This window comes from Lentzea californiensis (assembly GCF_024648825.1).
GTDB classification, from domain to species: domain Bacteria; phylum Actinomycetota; class Actinomycetes; order Mycobacteriales; family Pseudonocardiaceae; genus Lentzea; species Lentzea californiensis.
In genome coordinates this window covers 1,374,733-1,394,232 of sequence record NZ_JANBBE010000001.1, presented here as the reverse complement: position 1 = coordinate 1,394,232, position 19,500 = coordinate 1,374,733, and the positions used below count along the sequence as shown (strand labels likewise).

The window sequence follows — 19,500 nt, the reverse complement described above, 5'->3', positions numbered from 1 at the left end:
GCCGCTCGGCCGGCTCGTCGGGTGGACCGGGTCGGCCGCTCAGTCGTCCTCGTTGCGGTCGTCGGACTTGCCCTCGTCGCCCTTGCCGCTGCGCTTGCGGTTCAGGCCGAGCAGCTCCAGCGCCGACACCAGGTCGTTCGCCACCAGCGCCCGCACCCCGTCCGGCAGCGGCCCGTGGTCCGGCGGCACCAGCGCCTTCTTGAACCCGAGCCGCGCGGCCTCGCTGAGCCGCTTGCCGACGCCGTTCACGCGCCGGATCTCACCGGCCAGCCCGACCTCACCGAGCACCACCAGGTCGGCCGGCAGGGCGATCTCGCGTTCGGCCGACGCCACCGCCAGCACCACGGCGAGGTCCGCGGCCGGTTCGACCAGGCGCATGCCGCCCACGGTCGCGGTGAAGACGTCCTTCTGGAAGAGGTTGACCTTGCCGCGCTTCTCCAGCACAGCCAGCGCCATCGAGATCCGCGCCGAGTCGAGCCCGCTCACCGCACGCCGGGGCGCCGGCAGGTTCGTCTTGGCCACCAACGCCTGCACCTCGCCGAGCATCGGGCGCTTGCCCTCGACGATCACCGTGACGCAGGTGCCCTCGACGGCCGTCTCGCGCCGCGTGAGAAAGAGACCGGACGGGTCCGGCACGCACACGATACCGTCGTCGCGCAGCTCGAAACAGCCCACCTCGTCCGCCGCGCCGTAGCGGTTCTTGATGCCTCGCAGCAGTCGCAGGCTGGAGTGGCGATCTCCCTCGAACTGCAGCACCACGTCGACCAGGTGCTCCAGAACCCTTGGTCCTGCAACGGATCCGTCCTTCGTGACGTGTCCGACCAGGACAACGGGAAGGCCGCGTTCCTTGGCCATCGCGATCAGTCCTGATGCGACAGCACGCACCTGCGTCACGCCGCCGGGCCCGCCCTGGGCGCTCACCGTCGACATGGTCTGGATGGAGTCGACGATCAACATCGACGGTTTCACCTGGTCGACCTGGCCAAGCAACGAGCTGAGCTCGCTCTCGGCCGCCAGGTAGATGTCGGGGTGGAGGTTGCCGGTGCGTTCCGCGCGCAGCCGCACCTGCCCCGCGGACTCCTCACCCGTGACGTAGAGGCAACGGCCGTGCGACTCGGCCCAGCGGTGCGCCGTCTCCAGCAGCAGCGTCGACTTGCCCACGCCGGGCTCGCCGGCGAGCAGCACGACGGCTCCCGGAACCAGGCCACCGCCCAGCACCCGGTCGAACTCGCTGACGCCCGTCGAGTGCGCCCGCGCCGACTCGATGTCGACCTCGCCGATCGGCCGGGCAGCCGACGTCGGAGCGCCCGCCACCACCCGCGTCACCGACGCGGTGCCTCGTTCCTCGATGCTGCCCCAGGCCTGGCACTCGGGGCAGCGGCCGAACCACTTCGCCACCTCGTGCCCGCACTCGGCACAACGGAAGATCGGCCGCGCTGTCTTCGCCACGAGCCGAACGTTAGAGCACAGCACCGACAGTGCCGGTCGACCGCAGCTTCGCAGACGGCGGCGAGTTCGCCGGGAAGTCGGTCGTCCGGCCACCGCTTCGGCCCGAATCGCCTGCGGCGGTTGACCCGAAGAGGCGACCGGACGACCGACGCGAACTCGCGGACTCCCTGCTCAGCACCGACTCCGGCAAAAACTCCAAGATTTTTCGGCGGGTTTGTCGATCCGGCGGGGGGCCCGTTCGACGCATCAGTGGAAGGACACGACACACCTGGAGGACACAGTGAGCACCGCAACCGTTTCCGCGACGCAGACCCGCAAGTTCGCCCTCGGCCGCTACGCCACCGTCGTCACCCGCGTGCTGACCGGCCTGCTCTTCGCCACGACCGGCCTGAACGGCTTCATCATGTTCATGCCCGCCCCGGACCCCAGCACGATGGCACCCGAAGGTGTGGCCTTCAGCGCCGCGCTCTACGCGACCGGGTACATGTTGCAGCTCGCGTCCGGCGTCCAGCTGCTCTCCGGACTCCTGCTGATCATCGGCCGGTTCGTGCCGCTGGCGCTGGCGATGCTGGCCCCGATGGTCGTGAACATCTTCCTGTTCCACGTCTTCCTGGAGCCCAGCGGCATGGTGATGGCGCTGCTCGTGGTCGCCGCCGAGATCGGCCTCGCGTGGGCCTACCGCGACAAGTTCCTGCCGATGCTCAAGGCCTCCTGACCCCGGACGTGAAACGCCGCCCCCTGAAGCCAGGGGGCGGCGTTTCACGTTGTCGCGAGTTCGCGCTGGTCATCCGTTCGCCTCTTCGTCTCGATTCGGCGAAGCCCGATCGGGGCGAAGCGGCGGGCGGATGACCAGCTCCCCGGCGAACGAGCCGGAGTCTGCGAAGCAGCGACCAAAAATTCAGTGGCCGCCGGACTCGTGGTTCTCGCTGGTGCGCTTGTGGTCGGACGGCGCCATGGGCACCTCAAGCGTCAGGGAACCGGCCTTCTCGAAGAGGAACGTGATCTTGACGGTCTGGGCCGCCACGACCTCGCGGTTCAGCTTCTTGAGCGTGCAGCGGATCTGCAGCACCTCGAGGTCCGGGTCCACCGCCGTCGGCGCGGCGGAGGAGTTCGAAGGACGGCCGGTCGACGACGCGGCGGACGACGACGAGGCACCCGACGAGGGAGCGCCCGAGGACGGCGCACCGGTCGACGACACACCCGAGGACGGGGTGCCTGCATTGGACGACGGCGTGCCCGCGTTCGACGACGGGACGCCCGAGGTCGGCACGACCGACGAGGACGAAGCGGCGGAGGACGAAGGCGCGGAGGTCTTCGCCGGCGCCTTCGAGGCGTCGTACTCGGCCCGCAGCGCGTACTGCGCCGGCAGGTCCTTCGAGCCGACGACCTCCGCCTCGGCCTCGGAGGCCTCGGACTTGATCGACAGCAGCTTGTCCGGGGTCGACCCGGTGTTCGCGATGACGAAGGTCAGCGGTGCGTCCTCGCCGTCCTTGTACCGGTTGCCGTCCGCCGGGAAGGCGAGCATGGCGTTGCGCACCGCGATCGGGCCGGCGTTGCCGCTCGCACCGTCGACGGCGGCCACCTGGGTGTCGGTCTGGGTGACCTGACCGGCGCTGCAGCCGACCGCCACCAGGCCGAGGCCAGCGGCCAGCGCTGCCGTCACGATAAACCGGCGAGACACTCCTGAATTCACGGCTCCAGCGTCCTTCCTAGGGAACAACCACCAGGCAAGGAGCCTAACCGGGACCCGAATCGAGGACGCGACGGGCTGCCAGTCGATCTTCGATGGGACGTACCTTGCACGCGAACAGGTGGTTTGTCAACCCCCCGCATGGCCCTGACCAGCACTAACGGATCTTCGAGCAGCAATCGGAGGGTTGCTGGACGTGTTAGGATGGAGGCATCGAAAGGGGCAGAGGACACATGGTTTTCAAGGTCGGAGAGACCGTCGTCTACCCGCACCACGGTGCCGCTCTCATCGAAGCGATCGAGACCCGCGTGATCAAGGGCGAGGAGAAGAAGTACCTCGTTCTCAAGGTAGCGCAGGGCGACCTCACTGTTCGGGTTCCCGCTGACAACGCCGAAATCGTAGGCGTGCGTGACGTTGTCGGCCAGGAAGGGCTCGACAAGGTTTTCGAGGTCTTGCGTGCTCCCCACACCGAGGAGCCGACCAACTGGTCTCGGCGGTACAAGGCCAACCTTGAGAAGCTCGCCTCCGGCGACGTGAACAAGGTTGCGGAAGTGGTGCGCGACCTCTGGCGGCGCGAGAAGGATCGCGGGCTTTCCGCCGGCGAGAAGCGGATGCTGGCGAAGGCGCGGCAGATACTGGTCAGCGAGCTCGCGCTGGCCGAGGGCACCGACGAGGACAAGGCCGAGGTTCTCCTCGACGAAGTTCTCGCCACTGCCTCGTAATTCCTCAACAAGAGCATCGGACGTAAGTCGCGAACATGAGTGTTGTCGCGCTCGTGCCCGCGGCAGGGCGAGGTGAGCGTCTGGGCTACGGGATGCCCAAGGCGCTCGTGCCGGTCAACGGTGTACCGCTGTTGACGCGTGCCGTGCAGGGTCTGTTCGCATCAGGCCAGGTTCAGCATGTTGTCATCGCCGCTCCACCGTCCGATGTGGATCAAGTGCACACCGCAACCGCCTCGCTGGCCCCGGCCGGCGGGGCGGTGCACGTGCTTTCAGGGGGAGCCGAACGCACCGACTCGGTGCGCCTCGCCCTCGACCACGCGTTCCGCGTGATCCCAGACACCTCGATCGTGCTGGTCCACGACGCCGCTCGTGCCTTCACCCCTCCCGAGGTCATCGCCGGTGTCGTCGCCGCCGTGCGCGGCGGGTACGACGCCGTCATCCCCGTGCTTCCGGTCGCCGACACGATCAAGCAGGTGGACGAGGCCGGAGTGGTCGTCTCCACACCTGATCGAGCCGCGCTGCGGGTCGTGCAGACCCCGCAGGGTTTCCGCGCAGAGACTCTCAGGGCCGCCTATCGCTCCGGTATCGCCGCGACTGACGACGCCGGTCTCGTCGAGAAGAACGGTGTCCCGGTCCACACGGTTCCCGGGCACCCCCACGCCATGAAGATCACCACCCCGTTCGACCTCGCGGTCGCGGAAGCACTGTTCAGCGGAGGCCAGGAGTGAGGATCGGCCAGGGCGTCGACGTCCACCCGATCGAAGCGGGTCGTGAGTGCTGGATCGCCGGACTGCTGTGGGAAGGCGTCGACGGGTGTGCAGGCCACTCCGACGGTGACGTGGCCTCCCACGCACTGTGCGACGCACTGCTGTCCGCGGCGGGCCTGGGTGACCTGGGTGCCGTCTTCGGCACGTCGGACCCGCGCTGGTCAGGCGCGCACGGCGTCGTCCTGCTGACGGAGGTGCGCCGCCTCGTCGAGGAGGCCGGCTTTCGTGTGGGAAACGCCACAGTGCAGGTCATCGGCAACCAGCCGCGCATCGGCAAGCGCCGCGAAGAGGCCCAGCAAGCGCTTTCCGACGCGGTCGGCGGTCCGGTCTCGGTGGCCGGCACCACCACGGACGGCCTGGGTCTCACAGGGCGGAACGAGGGCATCGCGGCGATCGCGACGGCCCTGCTGTTCCCCGTAGCCTGACGACCATGGCCACGCTTTCAGAAACGCAGCGCGAACTCCTCGACAGCCCGAATTACGCGACCGTCGCCACGCTGACCAAGGACGGCAGCCCGCAGACCTCCGTCGTCTGGATCAAGCGCGACGGCGACGACGTGCTGTTCTCGACCGTGGTCGGCCGGGCGAAGGAGCGTCACCTGCAGAACGACCCGCGGGTGAGCATCACCGTCATCAACAAGGACAACCCGTACCAGTACAGCGAGTTCCGCGGTGAGGCCGAGCTGACGACCGAGGGCGGCGCCGAGCTCATCAACGAGCTCTCGCACAAGTACCTCGGCAATGACTACCCCGGTGACGCCGGCACGGACAACGTCCGCGTCATCGTGCGCGTGAAGGTCGCCAAGACCACGGGCAACGCCTAACTGGGCTGCCTCTGCGCAGGCACCTTCAGCACGGCCGTGCCGCCGTCGAGGTCCACCCGGCTTCGCGGCGGCGCGTGGTCGCCCTCGTCGTCGCGCAGCTGCCGTTCCTCCTTGCGGAACTCCAGTTCGTCGCGCTTGCCCGCCTCGAACGTGGCGCCGAGCTCGCCGATCCCGGCCGTCGACATCGGCGTGCCCTTCTTGCCGCGGAAGAACCTCTCGACGACGGCGAGGAAGAACAACCCGGCCACCAACGCCGGTAACGACATCGCGAAGAGGAACCCCAGGCTCATACCTACCCAACTCCCCGCACAGCGGTGTGGTTCCCGCCACTACCATGCGCTTCGTGCCCAAGTACGACGTGTGCCTCTCCTTCGCCGGCGAAGACCGCCCCTACGTCGACGAGGTGGCCCGCCACCTCACCGAACTGGGCGTGACCCGCTTCTACGACACCGACGAGCAAGCCGACCTCTGGGGCAAGAACCTCATCGAGCACCTGGACCAGATCTACCGCCACGACTCGCGCTTCTGCGTGATGTTCGTGTCGGAGCACTACGCCAGGAAGATGTGGACCAAGCACGAGCGGCAGTCCGCGTTCGACCGCGCGCTGATCTCCGACACCGAGTACGTGCTGCCGGTCCGGTTCGACGACACGGAACTCCCGGCGCTGCGAATCGGCACCGGCTACCTCGACCTGCGCCGCCTCACCCCGCGCGAACTGGCCGTGATGATCGCGAAGAAGGTCGGGACCCCGGTCGCCGCGCCGCCGGCGGGCTGGGAGTACCAGCTGTTCTCCGACACCGTGGGGCTGCACATGCGCAACCTCAAGGACAAGCGGATCAGCCACGAGATGGGCTTCGCCGCGGCCGGGCGGACGATCACGACGGACACCGACGCGCTGGACTACTTCACGGCACGCGCGCGGACGTTCGACGGGATCATCAACAGCATCTCGGACCTGCTCTCGCCGGGCAGGCAGCAGTGGGCGTTCGGACCGGCGGGCCGGCCGGGCGACAAGGACAAGATCCGGCTGCTGGCCAACCGCTTCGTGGAGCAGTACGAGAACCTGCTCGACTGGTCCGCCGACCTGCGCGGCACCACGACGCCGGACCGGTTCACGGCCCTCTACGCCACCGCCGCACAGCTCGCCGACCAGCCGCTCGAGCAGATCGAGCAGTTCGTCGAGGAGTTCGCGGCCGCCAGCGACCGCGGTGCGGGCGATCTGGAGCTCACCCTGGTCTACGACAGGCTGCCGCTCGAGGCCGAGCTCGAAAAGGTCCAGACCACCTAGCCGTTCTGCACGTAGAGTCGGGGGCGTGACGATCCGCGCCGCGCTCTTCGACTTCTCCGGCACGCTGTTCCGGCTCGAGCACCCCGAGCTCGAGTCCAACGGTGCCCTGATGCGTGCCCTCACGGCACCGGTCGGCATCGCCGACGGCATGGACCCCGAGCTCGTGGACGCCTGGCACCGCCGCGACCTGGACCCCGACGTCCACCGCTGGGTCCACGTCAGAGTCCTGCAGGACGCGCTGGTCGCGGACGCCGAGGCGTTCTACGACCAGCTGCTGGCCCCGGAGTCGTGGGTGCCCTACCCGGACACCAAGGCCACGCTGGAGCACCTGGAGGACGTCCCCGTCGCCGTCGTCAGCAACATCGGCTGGGACATCCGCACCGTCTTCGAGCTGCACGGCCTGACGCACCTCGTGGACGAGTTCGTGCTGTCCTACGAAGAAGGCGTCATCAAGCCGGACCCGAAGATCTTCACCACCGCGTGCGAACGGCTCGGCGTCGATCCCCGCGACGCCGTGATGGTCGGTGACAGCGAGGAGGCGGACGGCGGGGCGGAGGCGATCGGTTGCTCCTTCCGGCTCGTCAACCCGGTTCCGACGAGTGACCGCCCGGACGCTCTTTTGGATGTGGCCCGTACCATTCCCGTGTGAGCCTCCACATCTACGACACGGCGAGCCGGTCCATGCGGGAGTTCCACCCGCAGGTCAACGGAACGGCGTCGATCTACGTGTGTGGGGCGACCGTGCAGGGCGTGCCGCACATCGGGCACGTCCGCAGCGGCCTGAACTTCGACGTCCTGCGCCGCTGGCTGGCCCGCGACGGCGCTGACGTCACGCTGGTCCGCAACGTCACCGACATCGACGACAAGATCCTCGCCAAGGCCGCCGAGCACGACCGGCCGTGGTGGGAGTGGGCGTACACGCACGAGCGCGCCTTCGAGGACGCCTACGACGCGCTGGGCTGCCTGCCGCCGTCGTACGCGCCGCGCGCCACCGGGCACGTCACGCAGATGGTCGAGCTGATGCAGCGGCTGATCGACAAGGGCCACGCCTACGACGTCGACGGCGACGTCTACTTCGACGTGCGCTCGTTCCCCGAGTACGGCGCGCTGTCCGGGCAGAGGCTCGACGGCGTGGAACAGGGTGAGACGGCGGTGCGAGGCAAGCGCGACCCGCGCGACTTCACGCTGTGGAAGGCCGCCAAGCCCGGTGAGCCGTCCTGGCCGACGCCGTGGGGCGACGGCAGGCCCGGCTGGCACCTGGAGTGCTCGGCGATGGCCACGACGTACCTCGGCGGCACGTTCGACATCCACGGCGGCGGGCTCGACCTGATCTTCCCGCACCACGAGAACGAGCAGGCCCAGTCGCGCGCGGCCGGTGACGGCTTCGCGAACTACTGGATGCACAACTACTGGGTGACGCTGGCCGGCGAGAAGATGGCCAAGTCGCTCGGCAACACCGTCTCCATCCCCGCGATGCTGGACAAGGTCCGCGCGCAGGAGCTGCGGTACTACCTGGTGGCGCCGCACTACCGCTCGCACATCGAGTACTCCGAAGAGGCGTTGCAGGAGGCGGTGACGTCCTACGGGCGCATCGAGTCCTTCCTGCGCCGTGTCGCTGAACGCGCTGGTCAGGTCCAGTTGCGCGGCGACATGTGCCCGGACTTCGTCGTGGCGATGGACAACGACCTGAACACGCCCCAAGCCGTGGCGGCACTGCACAACAAGGTGCGCCAGGGCAACACGGCACTCGCCGACGGCGACCACGAGACGGCCCGTGCGGCCGCCGAGTGCGTGCGCCGGATGGCTGACATCCTCGGCGTCGACCCCTTGTCGCCGAAGTGGAACGACGCGTCGTCTGCCGACCTCGGCATGCGACAGGCGTTGACCACCCTGGTCGACCGACTTCTCGTCGAACGCCAGGAAGCCCGCAAGAGCAGGGATTTCGCGCGCTCTGACGCATTGCGCGACCAGCTGCACGACGCGGGCATAGCCGTCGAGGACACCCCCGACGGTCCGCAGTGGACTTTGAAGGACGACTGACTTCCGTGGCTGGCAATTCCAAGCGCAAGGGCGCGATGCGCAATCCGGGCTCGAAGAAGGGCGCGGTCGTCGGCTCCGGCGGGCAGAAGTCCAAGGGCCTGACCGGCAAGGGCCCGACGCCGAAGGCGATCGAGCGCCCGAACCACCCCGCCTACAAGCGGGCCAAGGTGGCGGCGAAGATCGACGCGAGCAAGACCCACCGCAGGCAGACGAAGGAGAAGGCCACCGCGGAGACCGTGGCGGGCCGCAACCCCGTCGTCGAGTGTCTGCGCGCGGGCACCCCCGCGACGGCGCTGTACGTGGCTCTGGGCATCGACGCGGACGACCGCGTGGCCGAGGCCGTGCGCCTGGCCGCCGAGCGGGGAATCTCCGTGCTGGAGGTGTCCCGCGGTGAGCTCGACCGGATCACCGGCGGCGCGATGCACCAGGGTCTCGGCCTGCAGGTGCCGCCGTTCGAGTACGCGACCCCGGACGAGCTGCTCGAACGGGCTCAGCACTCCAGCGCGCCACCGTTGCTGGTGGCGCTCGACGGCGTGACGGACCCGCGCAACCTGGGTGCCGTGGTGCGGTCCGCCGCGGCGTTCGGCGCGCAGGGCGTCGTGGTGCCGCAGCGCCGCAGCGCGTCGATGACGGCGGTCGCCTGGCGCACCAGCGCGGGCACGGCCGCCCAGATCCCGATCGCGATGGCCACGAACCTCACCCGCACGCTGCGCGACTGGGCGGAGGCGGGCCTGATGATCGTGGGCCTCGACGCGGACGGTGACGTCGACGTCGACGGTCTCGACCTCGCGACGAGCCCGCTCGTCGTCGTGGTGGGCTCGGAGGGCCGTGGTCTCGGTCGTCTGGTCAAGGAGACCTGCGATCAGACCGTGTCGATCCCGATGGCCAACCGCGTCGAGTCGCTCAACGCGTCCGTCGCGGCCGGTGTCGTGCTGGCCGAGGTCGCCCGCCGCCGCCGCATCGCGGCCAAGGGCTGAAAAACCCTACTGACGGGGCTTGTCCGGCGGTTGTCTGACGTTATCGGCCGGTGCGCGACGCTAAGCGCGTTCATTGCCGACGTTAGTGATCGTTTTCCCGCCTGCGAAACCGGTTTCGTCACGCAGGCGGGGAAACGAGATCTCCACACTTGCCAGAACTGCATCACTGATCAGGATGACAAACCGCGTGGCCTATTTCGCGCCACTCCCAGGCGCGGGTACCTTCATGTAGATCGCAATTCGCCTGTCCGGCGGCGCAGGAGTCGTGGCTGGTTGGACCGGTTGGCGGAGCTGCGGACATCCGTTTGGCACCAGCTGACACACAACGTGACCATTTGGGGTCCAATCAGGCGACACCCAGGTCAACTGTCAAGAAGATCAGCACCACGTTTCGCTATTGTAACTACTTTAGGTTACTGCTCTGCTCCGTTTAGGTACACACTGTGGTAGGACAGACGTTGAACGGTCAGACAGCTTCTACCGTGATTGTCGATAGGAATTGATTACCACCGGCGGGGGCGACGTGACTCGGCGTAGGACGAATCGGGACGTCCCGATTCGCCGCGCGCGGGCGGCGGCCCCGCGAGGTACCGCATGACGGCCCGCGGCACCCTGCGCGAGCTCGTGGGTATGCGCGAGTTCCGCGCCATGTGGATCGGTTCGACCGTTTCGACCGCAGGTGACCAACTCGCGGCAGTCGCACTATCACTGCTCGTATTCGAGCGAACACGATCCGTTGCCGCGACTGCCCTCACGTGGTCGCTGACGCTCTTCCCGCCGTTGATTTCGGGCCCGTTGCTCGGCTGGGTCGCCGACCGGTTCCCGCGACGCACGGTAATGGTGACGACGGCCTGGTTGCAGGCGGCGTTCATGGCGGCGATGGCCATTCCCGGCATGCCGTTGTGGGCCATGATCGTGCTGCTGGTGGTGGTCCTGGCGATCTCCTCGCCGTACCTCGCGGCCCAGGAGGCGAGCCTCCCGCACGTGTTGCCGCCCAAGCGCTACGACGACGGGGTGGCGCTGTTCGGCACGTCCGTCGACATAGCCCAGATGGCAGGCCTCGCGGCCGCCGGCTTCCTCGTCGCGCACACCAGCCCGGGCCTGGCGCTGGCGGTCAACGCCGTCACGTTCGCCGCTCTGGCGATCCTGGTGCAGACGTCCGTGAAGCACCGCCCGGCCGCGGACCCGCTGGGCCGCAAGAAGAAGGACGACGAGGAACAACCCCGTGGCGTGCTGACGCTGATGGTGTCCGAGCCGCGCCTGAGGACCCTGCTGGGCGTCCGTCTGCTGGCGGGCCTGGCGATGGTCCCGGAAGGCCTCGCGATCCCCCTGGCGGCCAGTCTGAACGCGGTCTGGGCGGTCGGCCTGATCCTCGCCATCGAACCCGCCGCGAACGTGCTGGGCGTGGCGCTGCTCTTCCGCCTCGTCCGGGATCCGGCGAAGCGAGAACGTCTCATCGGTCCGCTGGCGATCTTGTCGCTGGCGCCGTTGATCCTGTTCGCTTTCAACCCGAACCTGACCTGGACGATCGTTTTGCTGGTGTTCGCCGGTATAGGCGGGGCTTATCACACACCCGCTCGTTCGGCGTGGATGAGGCTCCTACCGGACCAGTACCGCGGAAGGGCTTATGGCATTGGGCGCGCGGCGTTGCGTTCGAGCCAGGGCGGAGGAATGGCGCTGGCCGGTGTCGTCGCCAGTTCCATCGGATCGGTGACGGCCACGATCGCGGGAGCGGGCGGAATCGGACTGCTGCTGGCGACGCAGGCGACCTTCGCCTGGAGACGTGCTCGAGGCCGCGACGACACGAAGGCGGTGGCAATCTGAAACAGAACGGTCACCAATAGCGATATCCGTCTTGAGGCACCATGATGATCGAGGTGCGACATTGAAGCCGGGTAGAGGAAGGGTGGCGTTCAGAAGTCTCGGTTGCACATGGAAGGACACCTCCTCGTTGCGACGAGCGGCAGCGTGGTGGTCTACGACCTGGTCAGCGGCGGCTTAGCTCATGAAGTGCCATGAGCGTAGGGGGTCGTGGTGAAGAACAGTTTGACTGATCGCAGGCGATCGCGGGCACTCGGCTTGACTCCGATTCGCAACTGGGACCTTTGGACCGTTGCGCCTAGTGCGATCGCATACTTTTTCGTGCTCGAAGCAGCCGTAGCCGTAGCCGCCATTTGGCTCCTGACGAGGCTCACCGCGGTCTCGACCGACGACTGGCTCCGCTTCGGCGCGCTCATCGCCGCGATCACCATCCACCTGACCGTGGTGCGCAGAGCCGAAGAGGCACGCCGCAACGAGGCCTCGGGCCCGCACATCGACCTGACCTCCGTCTGGACCTTCGCCGCCGCGGTGGCACTCCCTGGCGGCCTGGCCGTGATCGCCACGATCTGGATGCGCATCCTGATCCAGCCGATCGCCCGCCGTCAGCCGTACCGCTTCGTCTTCGGCACCGCCTCCATGCTCGCCTCCACACTCCTGTCCTGGGCATTGGTGCACCTGTCGGGCGTCTCCCTGGCAGCCACCGGAAACGTCCCGACGGACCTGAGCCTCGTCCTGATCCTCGCGATAGCCGCAGTCGTCTACTGGTTCGTCCAGGTCATGACCGTGGCGGCGGCCTTCAAGATCGTGACGCCGAACTCGAAGGTCCTGGACTTCCTGGGCTCCAAGGTCGACAACATGCTCGAGATGAGCACCCTCGGCGCCGGTGCCATGCTCGGCATGCTGATGACGAGCCACTGGGTGGGCCCACTTCTGCTCACGGTCCCGGTGATCCTCGTGAACGCCCTGCTCTCCCGGGCAGGCGAGCGCCGCACCCACCTGGAACGCCTGCTGCGCGAACAGGAACAACTGCACCAGCGCCTGGCCGCGGACGCCCACACCGACTACCGGACGGGCTTGCTGAACACCAACGGCCTGACCGAGTACGCGGGCCGCCTGGCCGAACGCTGCCGCCTGGACGGCGAACCGATGACCGTCCTCGTCATCGACCTGGACCACTTCAAGCGCATCAACGACACCTGGGGCCACCCCGCAGGCAACGCCGTACTCGCCGAGGTGGGCCGAATCCTCCGCGAAAAGCTCCGTCCAGGAGACGTGGCGGGCCGCGACGGCGGCGAGGAGTTCGTGGTGGCGCTGAAGGACACCCCGGTGGCCCAAGGCGTGACGATCGCCGAACGCATCCGCGAGGCCATCGGCTCCCTGGCAGTGCCAACAACCGACAAGCACCGCAACGTCGTCACGCTCTACGGCCGCGAGATCCAACCCCCAGAACCGGAAGGCGAGTCGCTGCAGGCGATCTCAGCCTCCATCGGCGTGGCGGTGATCCCGGACAACGGCCCGGACATGGCAACGGCCCAGCACTCGGCGGACGCCGCCCTGTACAAGGCCAAGGAGAACGGCCGCAACCAGGTACGGGTGGCAGGCCTGGACATCCCGCCGCGCCTGATGCCCGCCCCCCGCCAGGACGACGCGACCAAGCCGATCAGTTCACGTACTGCGTGAACGCTGCCAGGACACGCCCCGGCAGACCAGGTAGATCACGAAGCTCACGGCCGTCACGAGGGCGCTCACGGGCAGCGCCGGTACGAGCGACAGCAGGATGCCTCCCACCGCTGCGATCTCGGCGAAGAGGACGGAGAGAACCGTGGCTTTCAACGGCGACGCGGTGAGGCGCATCGCGGCGGCGGCCGGCGTGATCATCAGCGCCAGCACCAGCAACGCCCCGACGACCTGAACCGACAACGCCGTGGCGACACCCACCAGCACCGCGAACACGATCGACAGCGTGCGCACCGGAATTCCGCGCGACACCGCCACGTCCGGGTCGACCGACGCGAAGAACAGCGGCCGGTAGATGAACGCCATCACCACCAGGACGGCGATGGACGAGATCACCAGGAGCTTGAGGTCAGTCGAGTCGACACCGACGATCTGACCGGTCAGCAACCCGAACTTGTTGGAAGCACGCCCCTTGTAGAGCGCGAGCATCAAGATGCCCATCCCGAGCCCGAACGCCAGGATGGCCCCGATCACCGAGTCCCGGTCGCTCTCCCGCCGGGACAACACCCCGAGCAGCACCGCGGCGATGATCGACCCGGCCAGCGCGCCGTACCCGATGCCGATGCCGAGCAGCAACGCCGCCGCGCCACCGGTGAAAGCGAGCTCGCTGGTGCCGTGCACGGCGAAGGCCATCTTGCGGGTCACCACGAGCGGTCCGAGGACGCCGGCGACCAGGCCCAGCACGGCGGCCGCGATCAGCGCGGTCTGCACGAAGTCCAGTTCGAGCAGGTCGAGGAAGCTCACGACGCGGCCTCCGCCGACAGGTGGTGCGTCTGCTCCTCGCAGGCGCCGGCGCCGACCACCAGGATCTGGTCGCGCACCCGCACGACCTCGACCGGCGTCCGGTACAGCTCGGACAACGTGCGGGAGTTCATGACCTCTTCCGGCGTGCCGATGCGGAACCGCCCGCCCACCAGGTACAGGACCCGGTCGACGAGCGGCAGCACGGGATTCAGTTCGTGCGTCACGAAGAGCACCGCGGTGTCGGACTCACGACGTCGCTTGTCGATCAGCTCGGACACGACCCGCTGGTTCGCGAGGTCCAGCGACAGCAACGGTTCGTCGCACAGCATCACGGTCGGGTCGCCGACCAGGGCCTGCGCGACCCGCAGCCGTTGCTGCTCACCGCCGGACAGCACCCCGATGGGCGAGTCCGCGTACCGGGTGCCGCCCACGGACTCGATGGCCGCGTCGACCCGGATCCTGCGTTCCTTGCGGCCTCGCAGCCCGAAACCCCAGCTGTGGCCGTCCAGGCCCAGCCCGACGAGGTCGCGGCCGCGCAGCGTCATGGACTGGTCGAGCGCTCGCTGCTGCGGGATGTACCCGATGGCGTGGTTGCCGCCGGCGATCGAGACCGTGCCCGCGGACAGCGGTTGCAAGCCGAGCAACACGCGCATCAGGCTGGTCTTGCCGGAACCGTTGGGCCCCAGGACCGCGAGGAACTCACCGGGCTCGACGTCGAGGTCGAGCCCGTCCCACAGCACTCTGTCCCCGTAGGACAGCCGGGCCCCGCGCAGCGAGATCGCACTCATGCCTTGAGCGCCCGCGAAAGCTCGTCAACCTGCTTGCTCATCCAGTCAAGGTAGCCGGTCACGCCCTCGGGCAGCGTCTCGGTGACCGCGACGACCGGCACGCCCGCCGTCTTGGCCTTCTCGACGACCGACTTCGTGACCTGGTTCTCGGTCTGGGTGTTCTCCAGCAGCACGGCGATCTGCTTGCCCTCGACCAGCTGGTTCATCTCCGCGAGCGCGGCGGCCGGCACGTCCGACTCCTCCTCGATGGCCTTGCTGAACGCCTCGGGCGTCACGTCCTCGGCACCGGACTCGTCGAGCAGGTAGTGCGCGATGGGCTCGGTGGCGGCGACCTTCTTGCCCTGGCCGATGCCGGCGATCTTCTTCTCGAGCTCCTCGAGTTTGGCGGTGAAGTCCGCCGTGTTCTTCTCGAACGTCGTCTTCTTGTCCGGCGCGATGGCACCGAGCTCGTTCGCCGCGGCCTCGGCCACCGCCTGCACGGTGTGCAGGTCGTACCAGACGTGCTCGTTCACGCTGTGGTCGTGACCGTCGGCGTCGGGCGCCCCGGTCTGCGGTTCGGCGTGGTTGTCGCGCAGGGGGAACGCCTCGATCTTCTTGGTGGCGTCGCTGGTGATCAGCTTGGCGAAGAAGTCGTCGTAGCCGCCGCCGTTGAACACGACCAGCTTGGCGTCCTTGACCAGTGCCGCGTCCGCGGGCTTGCTCTCGTACGAGTGCGGGTCGGCCGACGGGTCGTCCAGCAGGGCCTTGACGTCGACCTCGTCGCCGCCGACGGCCTTGACGACGCTGCCCCACACGTTCGTCGAGGCGATGACCTCGATCTTGCCGCTACCGGCGGACGGCGTCGTCGTCGTGCCGCAGGCGGCCAGGCTTGCGACGGCGAGAGCGCCGACCAGAGCGTTGCGGAGAGTCATCACGCCGTCCCTCGATCAGGTAATGGAAACCGTTGTCGAGTTCAGTTTACGACACGAAAAAGCCCCCGACGGTCACGCCGGGGGCTTTTCGAAGTGACTCACGCCTCCAGGCGCTCGCCCGACTCGGGGTGGAACAGGTGGATCTCGGTGGTGTCGCGGACGGCCACCTTGACGTGCTGGCCCAGGGTCGGCGGCGTGCGGCCGTCGACGCGGACGACGAAGCGCTGCGACGCGTCGCCGATCTTCACCGCACCGTGCACGAGCGCGTCGGCGCCGAGCTCCTCGACCAGCTCGACCGTCATGTCCATGCCCTCTTCGCTCGACGACACGATGCCGAGCGCCTCGGGCCGGATGCCGAAGGTGACCTCGTCCAGACCACCGGCGGCGGCGAGCGCCTCCCGGCTCAGCGGCACGATGACGCCGTCGAGCTTCGCGCCCTCCGCCGAGATCGGCACGGTCTTGAGGTTCATGGCCGGGGAGCCGATGAAGCCCGCGACGAACGCGTTGGCCGGGCGGTCGTACAGCGCGCGAGGCGTGTCGCACTGCTGCAGCAGGCCGTCCTTGAGCACCGCGACGCGGTGGCCCATCGTCATGGCCTCGACCTGGTCGTGCGTGACGTAGATCGTGGTGGTGCCGAGGCGCTGCTGGAGGGCGGCGATGTTCGCACGCGTCTCGACGCGCAGCTTGGCGTCCAGGTTGGACAGCGGCTCGTCCATGAGGAACACGGAGGGCTCACGCACGATGGCGCGACCCATGGCGACGCGCTGGCGCTGACCACCGGAGAGCGCCTTCGGCTTGCGCTCCAGGTACTTCTGCAGGTCGAGCATCTTGGCGGCCTCTTCGACCTTCGCCTTGATCTCGGTCTTCGGCACACCGCGCAGCTTGAGCGCGAAGCCCATGTTCTCCGCGACGGTCATGTGCGGGTACAGCGCGTACGACTGGAACACCATGGCGATGTCCCGGCCCTTCGGCGGCACGTTCGTCACGTCCTTGCCACCGATGTTGATGGCGCCCTCGTCGATGTCCTCCAGACCCGCGAGCATGCGCAGCGCCGTCGACTTGCCGGAACCGGACGGACCGACCAGCACCAGGAACTCGCCGTCGCTCACCTCGAGGGAGAGCTCGTCGACCGCCCTCACCGGCGGGTTGCCGGAGAAGATCCGCGACGCCTTGACGTAGGACACCTCTGCCATGTGACGCACCTTTCACCGCTTGTCTGGGCGCGACGTTATGCATTGCAAGCGCTTACGGGAACAGACGTAAGCGCTTACGTTTCGGTACACGCCAACGTAAGCGCTTACGTTCCGAAGGGGCCGATGAGTTCTTCGCGGCACCCCGGTCTACCCCTCCGAACGCCGAACACAGGAGGAGAACCGATGGGCAACGTGCGACTGCACTTCTCGATGTCACTGGACGGCTTCGTGGCCGCCCCGGACAACGGCTTCGGCTGGCTGGCCCACACGACCGACCGACCCGGACTCGTCAGCGGCTACGCCGAGCGCACGGGCGCCATCCTCGGCGGCCGGAAGGGCTGGGACCAGTTCCCGGATCCCAGCACCGCTTACGGCGGCCAGTTCGCGGGGAAGCTCTTCATCCTGACCCGCCACCCGGAGGACGCGACGCCTGCCGACGGCGTCACGTTCCTGACCTGCGACGTGGCGGAGGCGGTGCGGATCGGGCTCGAAGCCGCGGACGGCAAGGACCTCGAGGTGTTCTCGCCGACCATCGGCCGTCAGCTGATCGAGCGGGGGCTCCTCGACGAGATCGCCCTGCACATCGCGCCGGTGCTGCTCGGCGACGGCGTCCGGTTCTACGACAACCCCGGCGGGGTGCCGATCCACCTGCACCGGCTCGACACCGCCGACCCCCACTCGGAGGTGGACGTGCGGTATCGGCCGGTGCGGGAGACGATCAGCCCTTGACCGCGCCGGACGCGAGGCCCTGCACCAGGAAGCGCTGCACCAGGTAGAACACGATGATCGCGGGGATCGCGACCAGAATGGACGCGGCCGCGAGATGGCCCCACTCGGTCCGGTTCTGCTGCACGAACACCTGCAGCCCGACCGCCAGCGTCTTCGACTCGTCCGCCGCCGACAGGAAGGCGGACGCGAACGCCACCTCGCCCCAGGCCGTCAGGAACGCGTAGAACGACGTGACGGCGAGGCCCGGCTTGGCCAGCGGCATGATCAGCCGCCAGAACACGCCGAACGGCGACAGGCCGTCCACCCGGCCGGCCTCGTCGATGTCCGTCGGCACCGTGTCGAAGTAGCCCTTGAGCATGTACGTGCAGAACGGCACCGCTGTCGTGCAGTAGACCAGCACCAGGCCGAACGTGGATCCGTTGAGCCCCAGGGCGATCAGGATGTTGTACAGCGGCACGATCAGCACCGCGAACGGGAACATCTGCACCAGCAGGAACGACATCATCAGCGATCGCTTGCCGGGGAACCGGAAGCGCGAGGCCGCGTACCCGGTCGTGGCCGACAGGAACACCGCGATGACCGTGGTGAGCAACGCGATCACGACCGAGTTGCCGAACCACGCGAGGAAGTTCCCCTTGTCCCCAGCCAGGATCCGCGTGTAGTTGTCCACCGAGGACTCGCTGAACAGGCGGGGCGTGGGTTCGACGGCACGGGCGTCCGGCTTCAGCGAGGTGACGAACACCCAGAAGACCGGGAACACCGCGATGAGCGAGGCGATGATCAGCGTGGCGTGCAGGCCGATGGAAGCGCCGACGGAACGGTCGGCGCGACGGCGGACGGGACCCGCCGCCTTGACCACCTTGAGAGACGAAGCGTCGAGCGTCATCACCACACCTCGCCCTGCTTGCGCAGCGCCCGCCGGTACACCGCCGCGAACACCAACAACACCGAAAGGACCAGCACGCCGTAGGTCGACGCGATGGCGTAGTCGCGTGACGCTCCGGAGAAGAACCGCTCGAACGCGTAGGTCACGAGAATCCGCGTGTTCGGGTTCGGACCGGCGATCAGGTAGATCACCGCGAACATGTTGAACGTCCAGATGATGCCGAGCAGCACCACCGTCGATGACACGGAACGCAGACCCGGCAACGTGATGTGGAGGAACTGCTGCCACGGCGTGGCTCCGTCCATCTCGGCGGCCTCGTAGAGGTCACCCGGGATCGACTGCAGACCACCGAGCAGCGCCACCATCATGAACGGCGTGCCCAGCCAGACGTTCACGATGATCACCGACACGAGCGCCCAGTTCGACTGACCGAGCCACACCGGGTCCGGCAGGCCGATCGAGCGCAGGATCTGGTTGATGATCCCGTACTGCGCGTTGAACATGTACTTCCACGCGAACGCGCTGATGAACGCCGGGACGGCCCACGGCAGGATCAGCATCACGCGGTACAGAGTGCGGCCGCGCACCTCACGGTTCAGCAGCAACGCAAGGCCAAGACCGATGGTGTAGTGGAAGAACACGCACGAGAAAGTCCAGATCAGCGTGCGGACCAGCGTGCCCCAGAACGCGCCGAACGACTCGCCGCCGGACAGCACGTTGAGGTAGTTCTTGAACCCCACCACGTCGTAGGTGGCCGGCCGATCGAGGATCGGGTTGGCGATGTTGCCTTCGTTGATGTTCGTGAAGGTGAAGAACACGCCCTGTGCGAGCGGGTAGAGCACCAACACCGCGATGACCACCACGACCGGCAGCACCATCGCATACGCGTACCAGTACCTGTCCAGGAACCGACGCACCGAGACTCTCCTTCCGGC

At 67.9% G+C, this 19,500-nt stretch carries 21 protein-coding genes; 12 read left to right on the top strand and 9 right to left on the bottom strand.

The genetic code is table 11. The features are described from left to right. Positions 1-39: 39 nt before the first annotated feature. Entirely contained in the window at positions 40-1,449 is a 1,410-nt protein-coding gene (gene radA, locus LX88_RS07295) for a DNA repair protein RadA (RefSeq protein WP_258947001.1), read from the bottom strand. A gap of 280 nt (positions 1,450-1,729) precedes the next feature. On the opposite strand from radA, the gene LX88_RS07290 reads away from it, so the two are divergent. After that, positions 1,730-2,164, top strand: coding sequence for a hypothetical protein (locus LX88_RS07290; protein ID WP_258947000.1), 435 nt, complete (start codon positions 1,730-1,732; stop codon positions 2,162-2,164). A gap of 183 nt (positions 2,165-2,347) precedes the next feature. Here LX88_RS07290 and LX88_RS07285 read toward each other — a convergent pair whose 3' ends face one another. Next, entirely contained in the window at positions 2,348-3,112 is a 765-nt protein-coding gene (locus tag LX88_RS07285) for a hypothetical protein (RefSeq protein WP_258946999.1), read from the bottom strand. 260 nt (positions 3,113-3,372) lie between these two features. Here LX88_RS07285 and LX88_RS07280 point away from each other — a divergent pair, with 260 nt between their 5' ends. Genes LX88_RS07280 through LX88_RS07265 form a run of 4 tightly spaced genes read left to right on the top strand, consistent with a single transcriptional unit; the run spans position 3,373 to position 5,451 of the window. After that, a complete protein-coding gene (locus LX88_RS07280; protein WP_012782996.1) occupies positions 3,373-3,861 on the top strand; it encodes a CarD family transcriptional regulator in 489 nt (162 codons plus the stop codon). Between the two features lie 35 nt (positions 3,862-3,896). Next, positions 3,897-4,589, top strand: a complete 693-nt coding sequence (gene ispD, locus LX88_RS07275) for a 2-C-methyl-D-erythritol 4-phosphate cytidylyltransferase (RefSeq protein WP_258946998.1) — start codon at positions 3,897-3,899, stop codon at positions 4,587-4,589. Beyond that, the gene (ispF, locus tag LX88_RS07270) at positions 4,586-5,053 is read left to right on the top strand and encodes a 2-C-methyl-D-erythritol 2,4-cyclodiphosphate synthase (RefSeq protein WP_258946997.1); all 468 of its coding nucleotides are present in this window, start codon (positions 4,586-4,588) and stop codon (positions 5,051-5,053) included. Before ispD ends, ispF begins: the two co-directional genes overlap by 4 nt. Before the next feature lie 5 nt (positions 5,054-5,058). Next, on the top strand, positions 5,059-5,451 hold the full coding sequence (locus LX88_RS07265; protein ID WP_258946996.1) for a PPOX class F420-dependent oxidoreductase: 393 nt from the start codon (positions 5,059-5,061) through the stop codon (positions 5,449-5,451). Here LX88_RS07265 and LX88_RS07260 read toward each other — a convergent pair. Next, complete coding sequence (locus LX88_RS07260; protein WP_258946995.1) at positions 5,448-5,741, bottom strand: DUF6191 domain-containing protein; 294 nt, start codon at positions 5,739-5,741, stop codon at positions 5,448-5,450. The two genes, LX88_RS07265 and LX88_RS07260, sit on opposite strands and share 4 nt — an antisense overlap. Positions 5,742-5,794: 53 nt before the next feature. Here LX88_RS07260 and LX88_RS07255 point away from each other — a divergent pair, with 53 nt between their 5' ends. The 6 genes from LX88_RS07255 to LX88_RS07230 all read left to right on the top strand — a co-directional run bounded on the left by LX88_RS07255 (position 5,795) and on the right by LX88_RS07230 (position 13,257). Continuing rightward, complete coding sequence (locus LX88_RS07255; RefSeq protein ID WP_258946994.1) at positions 5,795-6,739, top strand: toll/interleukin-1 receptor domain-containing protein; 945 nt, start codon at positions 5,795-5,797, stop codon at positions 6,737-6,739. A gap of 25 nt (positions 6,740-6,764) precedes the next feature. Next, positions 6,765-7,388, top strand: coding sequence for an HAD family hydrolase (locus LX88_RS07250; protein WP_258946993.1), 624 nt, complete (start codon positions 6,765-6,767; stop codon positions 7,386-7,388). Further along, positions 7,385-8,779: a cysteine--tRNA ligase gene (cysS, locus tag LX88_RS07245; RefSeq protein ID WP_258946992.1), complete on the top strand. Its 1,395-nt coding sequence runs from the start codon at positions 7,385-7,387 to the stop codon at positions 8,777-8,779. The genes LX88_RS07250 and cysS overlap by 4 nt, the downstream gene beginning before the upstream one ends. Positions 8,780-8,784: 5 nt before the next feature. Then, a complete protein-coding gene (gene rlmB, locus LX88_RS07240) occupies positions 8,785-9,756 on the top strand; it encodes a 23S rRNA (guanosine(2251)-2'-O)-methyltransferase RlmB (RefSeq protein ID WP_258946991.1) in 972 nt (323 codons plus the stop codon). A 594-nt stretch (positions 9,757-10,350) separates the two neighbouring features. After that, a complete protein-coding gene (locus tag LX88_RS07235; protein ID WP_258946990.1) occupies positions 10,351-11,580 on the top strand; it encodes an MFS transporter in 1,230 nt (409 codons plus the stop codon). 318 nt (positions 11,581-11,898) lie between these two features. Beyond that, positions 11,899-13,257, top strand: a complete 1,359-nt coding sequence (locus tag LX88_RS07230; protein ID WP_258946989.1) for a GGDEF domain-containing protein — start codon at positions 11,899-11,901, stop codon at positions 13,255-13,257. Here the strand turns inward: LX88_RS07230 and LX88_RS07225 are convergent. The 4 genes from LX88_RS07225 to LX88_RS07210 all read right to left on the bottom strand — a co-directional run bounded on the left by LX88_RS07225 (position 13,243) and on the right by LX88_RS07210 (position 16,950). Further along, positions 13,243-14,058 (bottom strand): metal ABC transporter permease, encoded by an 816-nt coding sequence (locus tag LX88_RS07225; protein ID WP_258946988.1) that lies wholly within the window; start codon positions 14,056-14,058, stop codon positions 13,243-13,245. The genes LX88_RS07230 and LX88_RS07225 overlap by 15 nt on opposite strands. Further along, the gene (locus LX88_RS07220) at positions 14,055-14,846 is read right to left on the bottom strand and encodes a metal ABC transporter ATP-binding protein (protein ID WP_258946987.1); all 792 of its coding nucleotides are present in this window, start codon (positions 14,844-14,846) and stop codon (positions 14,055-14,057) included. The genes LX88_RS07225 and LX88_RS07220 overlap by 4 nt, the downstream gene beginning before the upstream one ends. Further along, positions 14,843-15,757 carry a metal ABC transporter solute-binding protein, Zn/Mn family gene (locus LX88_RS07215; RefSeq protein ID WP_258946986.1) on the bottom strand — a complete coding sequence of 305 codons (915 nt, stop codon included), beginning with the start codon at positions 15,755-15,757 and terminating at the stop codon, positions 14,843-14,845. The genes LX88_RS07220 and LX88_RS07215 overlap by 4 nt, the downstream gene beginning before the upstream one ends. A gap of 98 nt (positions 15,758-15,855) precedes the next feature. Continuing rightward, on the bottom strand, positions 15,856-16,950 hold the full coding sequence (locus tag LX88_RS07210; protein WP_258946985.1) for an ABC transporter ATP-binding protein: 1,095 nt from the start codon (positions 16,948-16,950) through the stop codon (positions 15,856-15,858). Positions 16,951-17,133: 183 nt separating this feature from the next. Between LX88_RS07210 and LX88_RS07205 the strand changes: the two genes are divergently transcribed. Beyond that, positions 17,134-17,679, top strand: a complete 546-nt coding sequence (locus tag LX88_RS07205; RefSeq protein ID WP_258946984.1) for a dihydrofolate reductase family protein — start codon at positions 17,134-17,136, stop codon at positions 17,677-17,679. Here LX88_RS07205 and LX88_RS07200 read toward each other — a convergent pair. Together LX88_RS07200 and LX88_RS07195 are read right to left on the bottom strand one after the other, a co-directional pair. Then, complete coding sequence (locus tag LX88_RS07200) at positions 17,669-18,565, bottom strand: sugar ABC transporter permease (protein WP_258946983.1); 897 nt, start codon at positions 18,563-18,565, stop codon at positions 17,669-17,671. The genes LX88_RS07205 and LX88_RS07200 overlap by 11 nt on opposite strands. After that, positions 18,565-19,482 (bottom strand): carbohydrate ABC transporter permease, encoded by a 918-nt coding sequence (locus tag LX88_RS07195; protein ID WP_258946982.1) that lies wholly within the window; start codon positions 19,480-19,482, stop codon positions 18,565-18,567. The genes LX88_RS07200 and LX88_RS07195 overlap by 1 nt, the downstream gene beginning before the upstream one ends. Positions 19,483-19,500: the final 18 nt, after the last annotated feature.

What these genes read in the sequence shown, in the direction of transcription:
- LX88_RS07280 (WP_012782996.1), top strand. Translation starts at nt 3,373, where the DNA reads ATGGTTTTCAAGGTCGGAGAGACCGTCGTCTACCCGCACCACGGTGCC.
- ispD (WP_258946998.1), top strand. Translation starts at nt 3,897, where the DNA reads ATGAGTGTTGTCGCGCTCGTGCCCGCGGCAGGGCGAGGTGAGCGTCTG.
- LX88_RS07265 (WP_258946996.1), top strand. Translation starts at nt 5,059, where the DNA reads ATGGCCACGCTTTCAGAAACGCAGCGCGAACTCCTCGACAGCCCGAAT.
- LX88_RS07260 (WP_258946995.1), bottom strand. Translation starts at nt 5,741, where the DNA reads ATGAGCCTGGGGTTCCTCTTCGCGATGTCGTTACCGGCGTTGGTGGCC.
- LX88_RS07235 (WP_258946990.1), top strand. Translation starts at nt 10,351, where the DNA reads ATGACGGCCCGCGGCACCCTGCGCGAGCTCGTGGGTATGCGCGAGTTC.
- LX88_RS07220 (WP_258946987.1), bottom strand. Translation starts at nt 14,846, where the DNA reads ATGAGTGCGATCTCGCTGCGCGGGGCCCGGCTGTCCTACGGGGACAGA.
- LX88_RS07215 (WP_258946986.1), bottom strand. Translation starts at nt 15,757, where the DNA reads ATGACTCTCCGCAACGCTCTGGTCGGCGCTCTCGCCGTCGCAAGCCTG.
- LX88_RS07210 (WP_258946985.1), bottom strand. Translation starts at nt 16,950, where the DNA reads ATGGCAGAGGTGTCCTACGTCAAGGCGTCGCGGATCTTCTCCGGCAAC.
- LX88_RS07205 (WP_258946984.1), top strand. Translation starts at nt 17,134, where the DNA reads ATGGGCAACGTGCGACTGCACTTCTCGATGTCACTGGACGGCTTCGTG.
- LX88_RS07200 (WP_258946983.1), bottom strand. Translation starts at nt 18,565, where the DNA reads ATGACGCTCGACGCTTCGTCTCTCAAGGTGGTCAAGGCGGCGGGTCCC.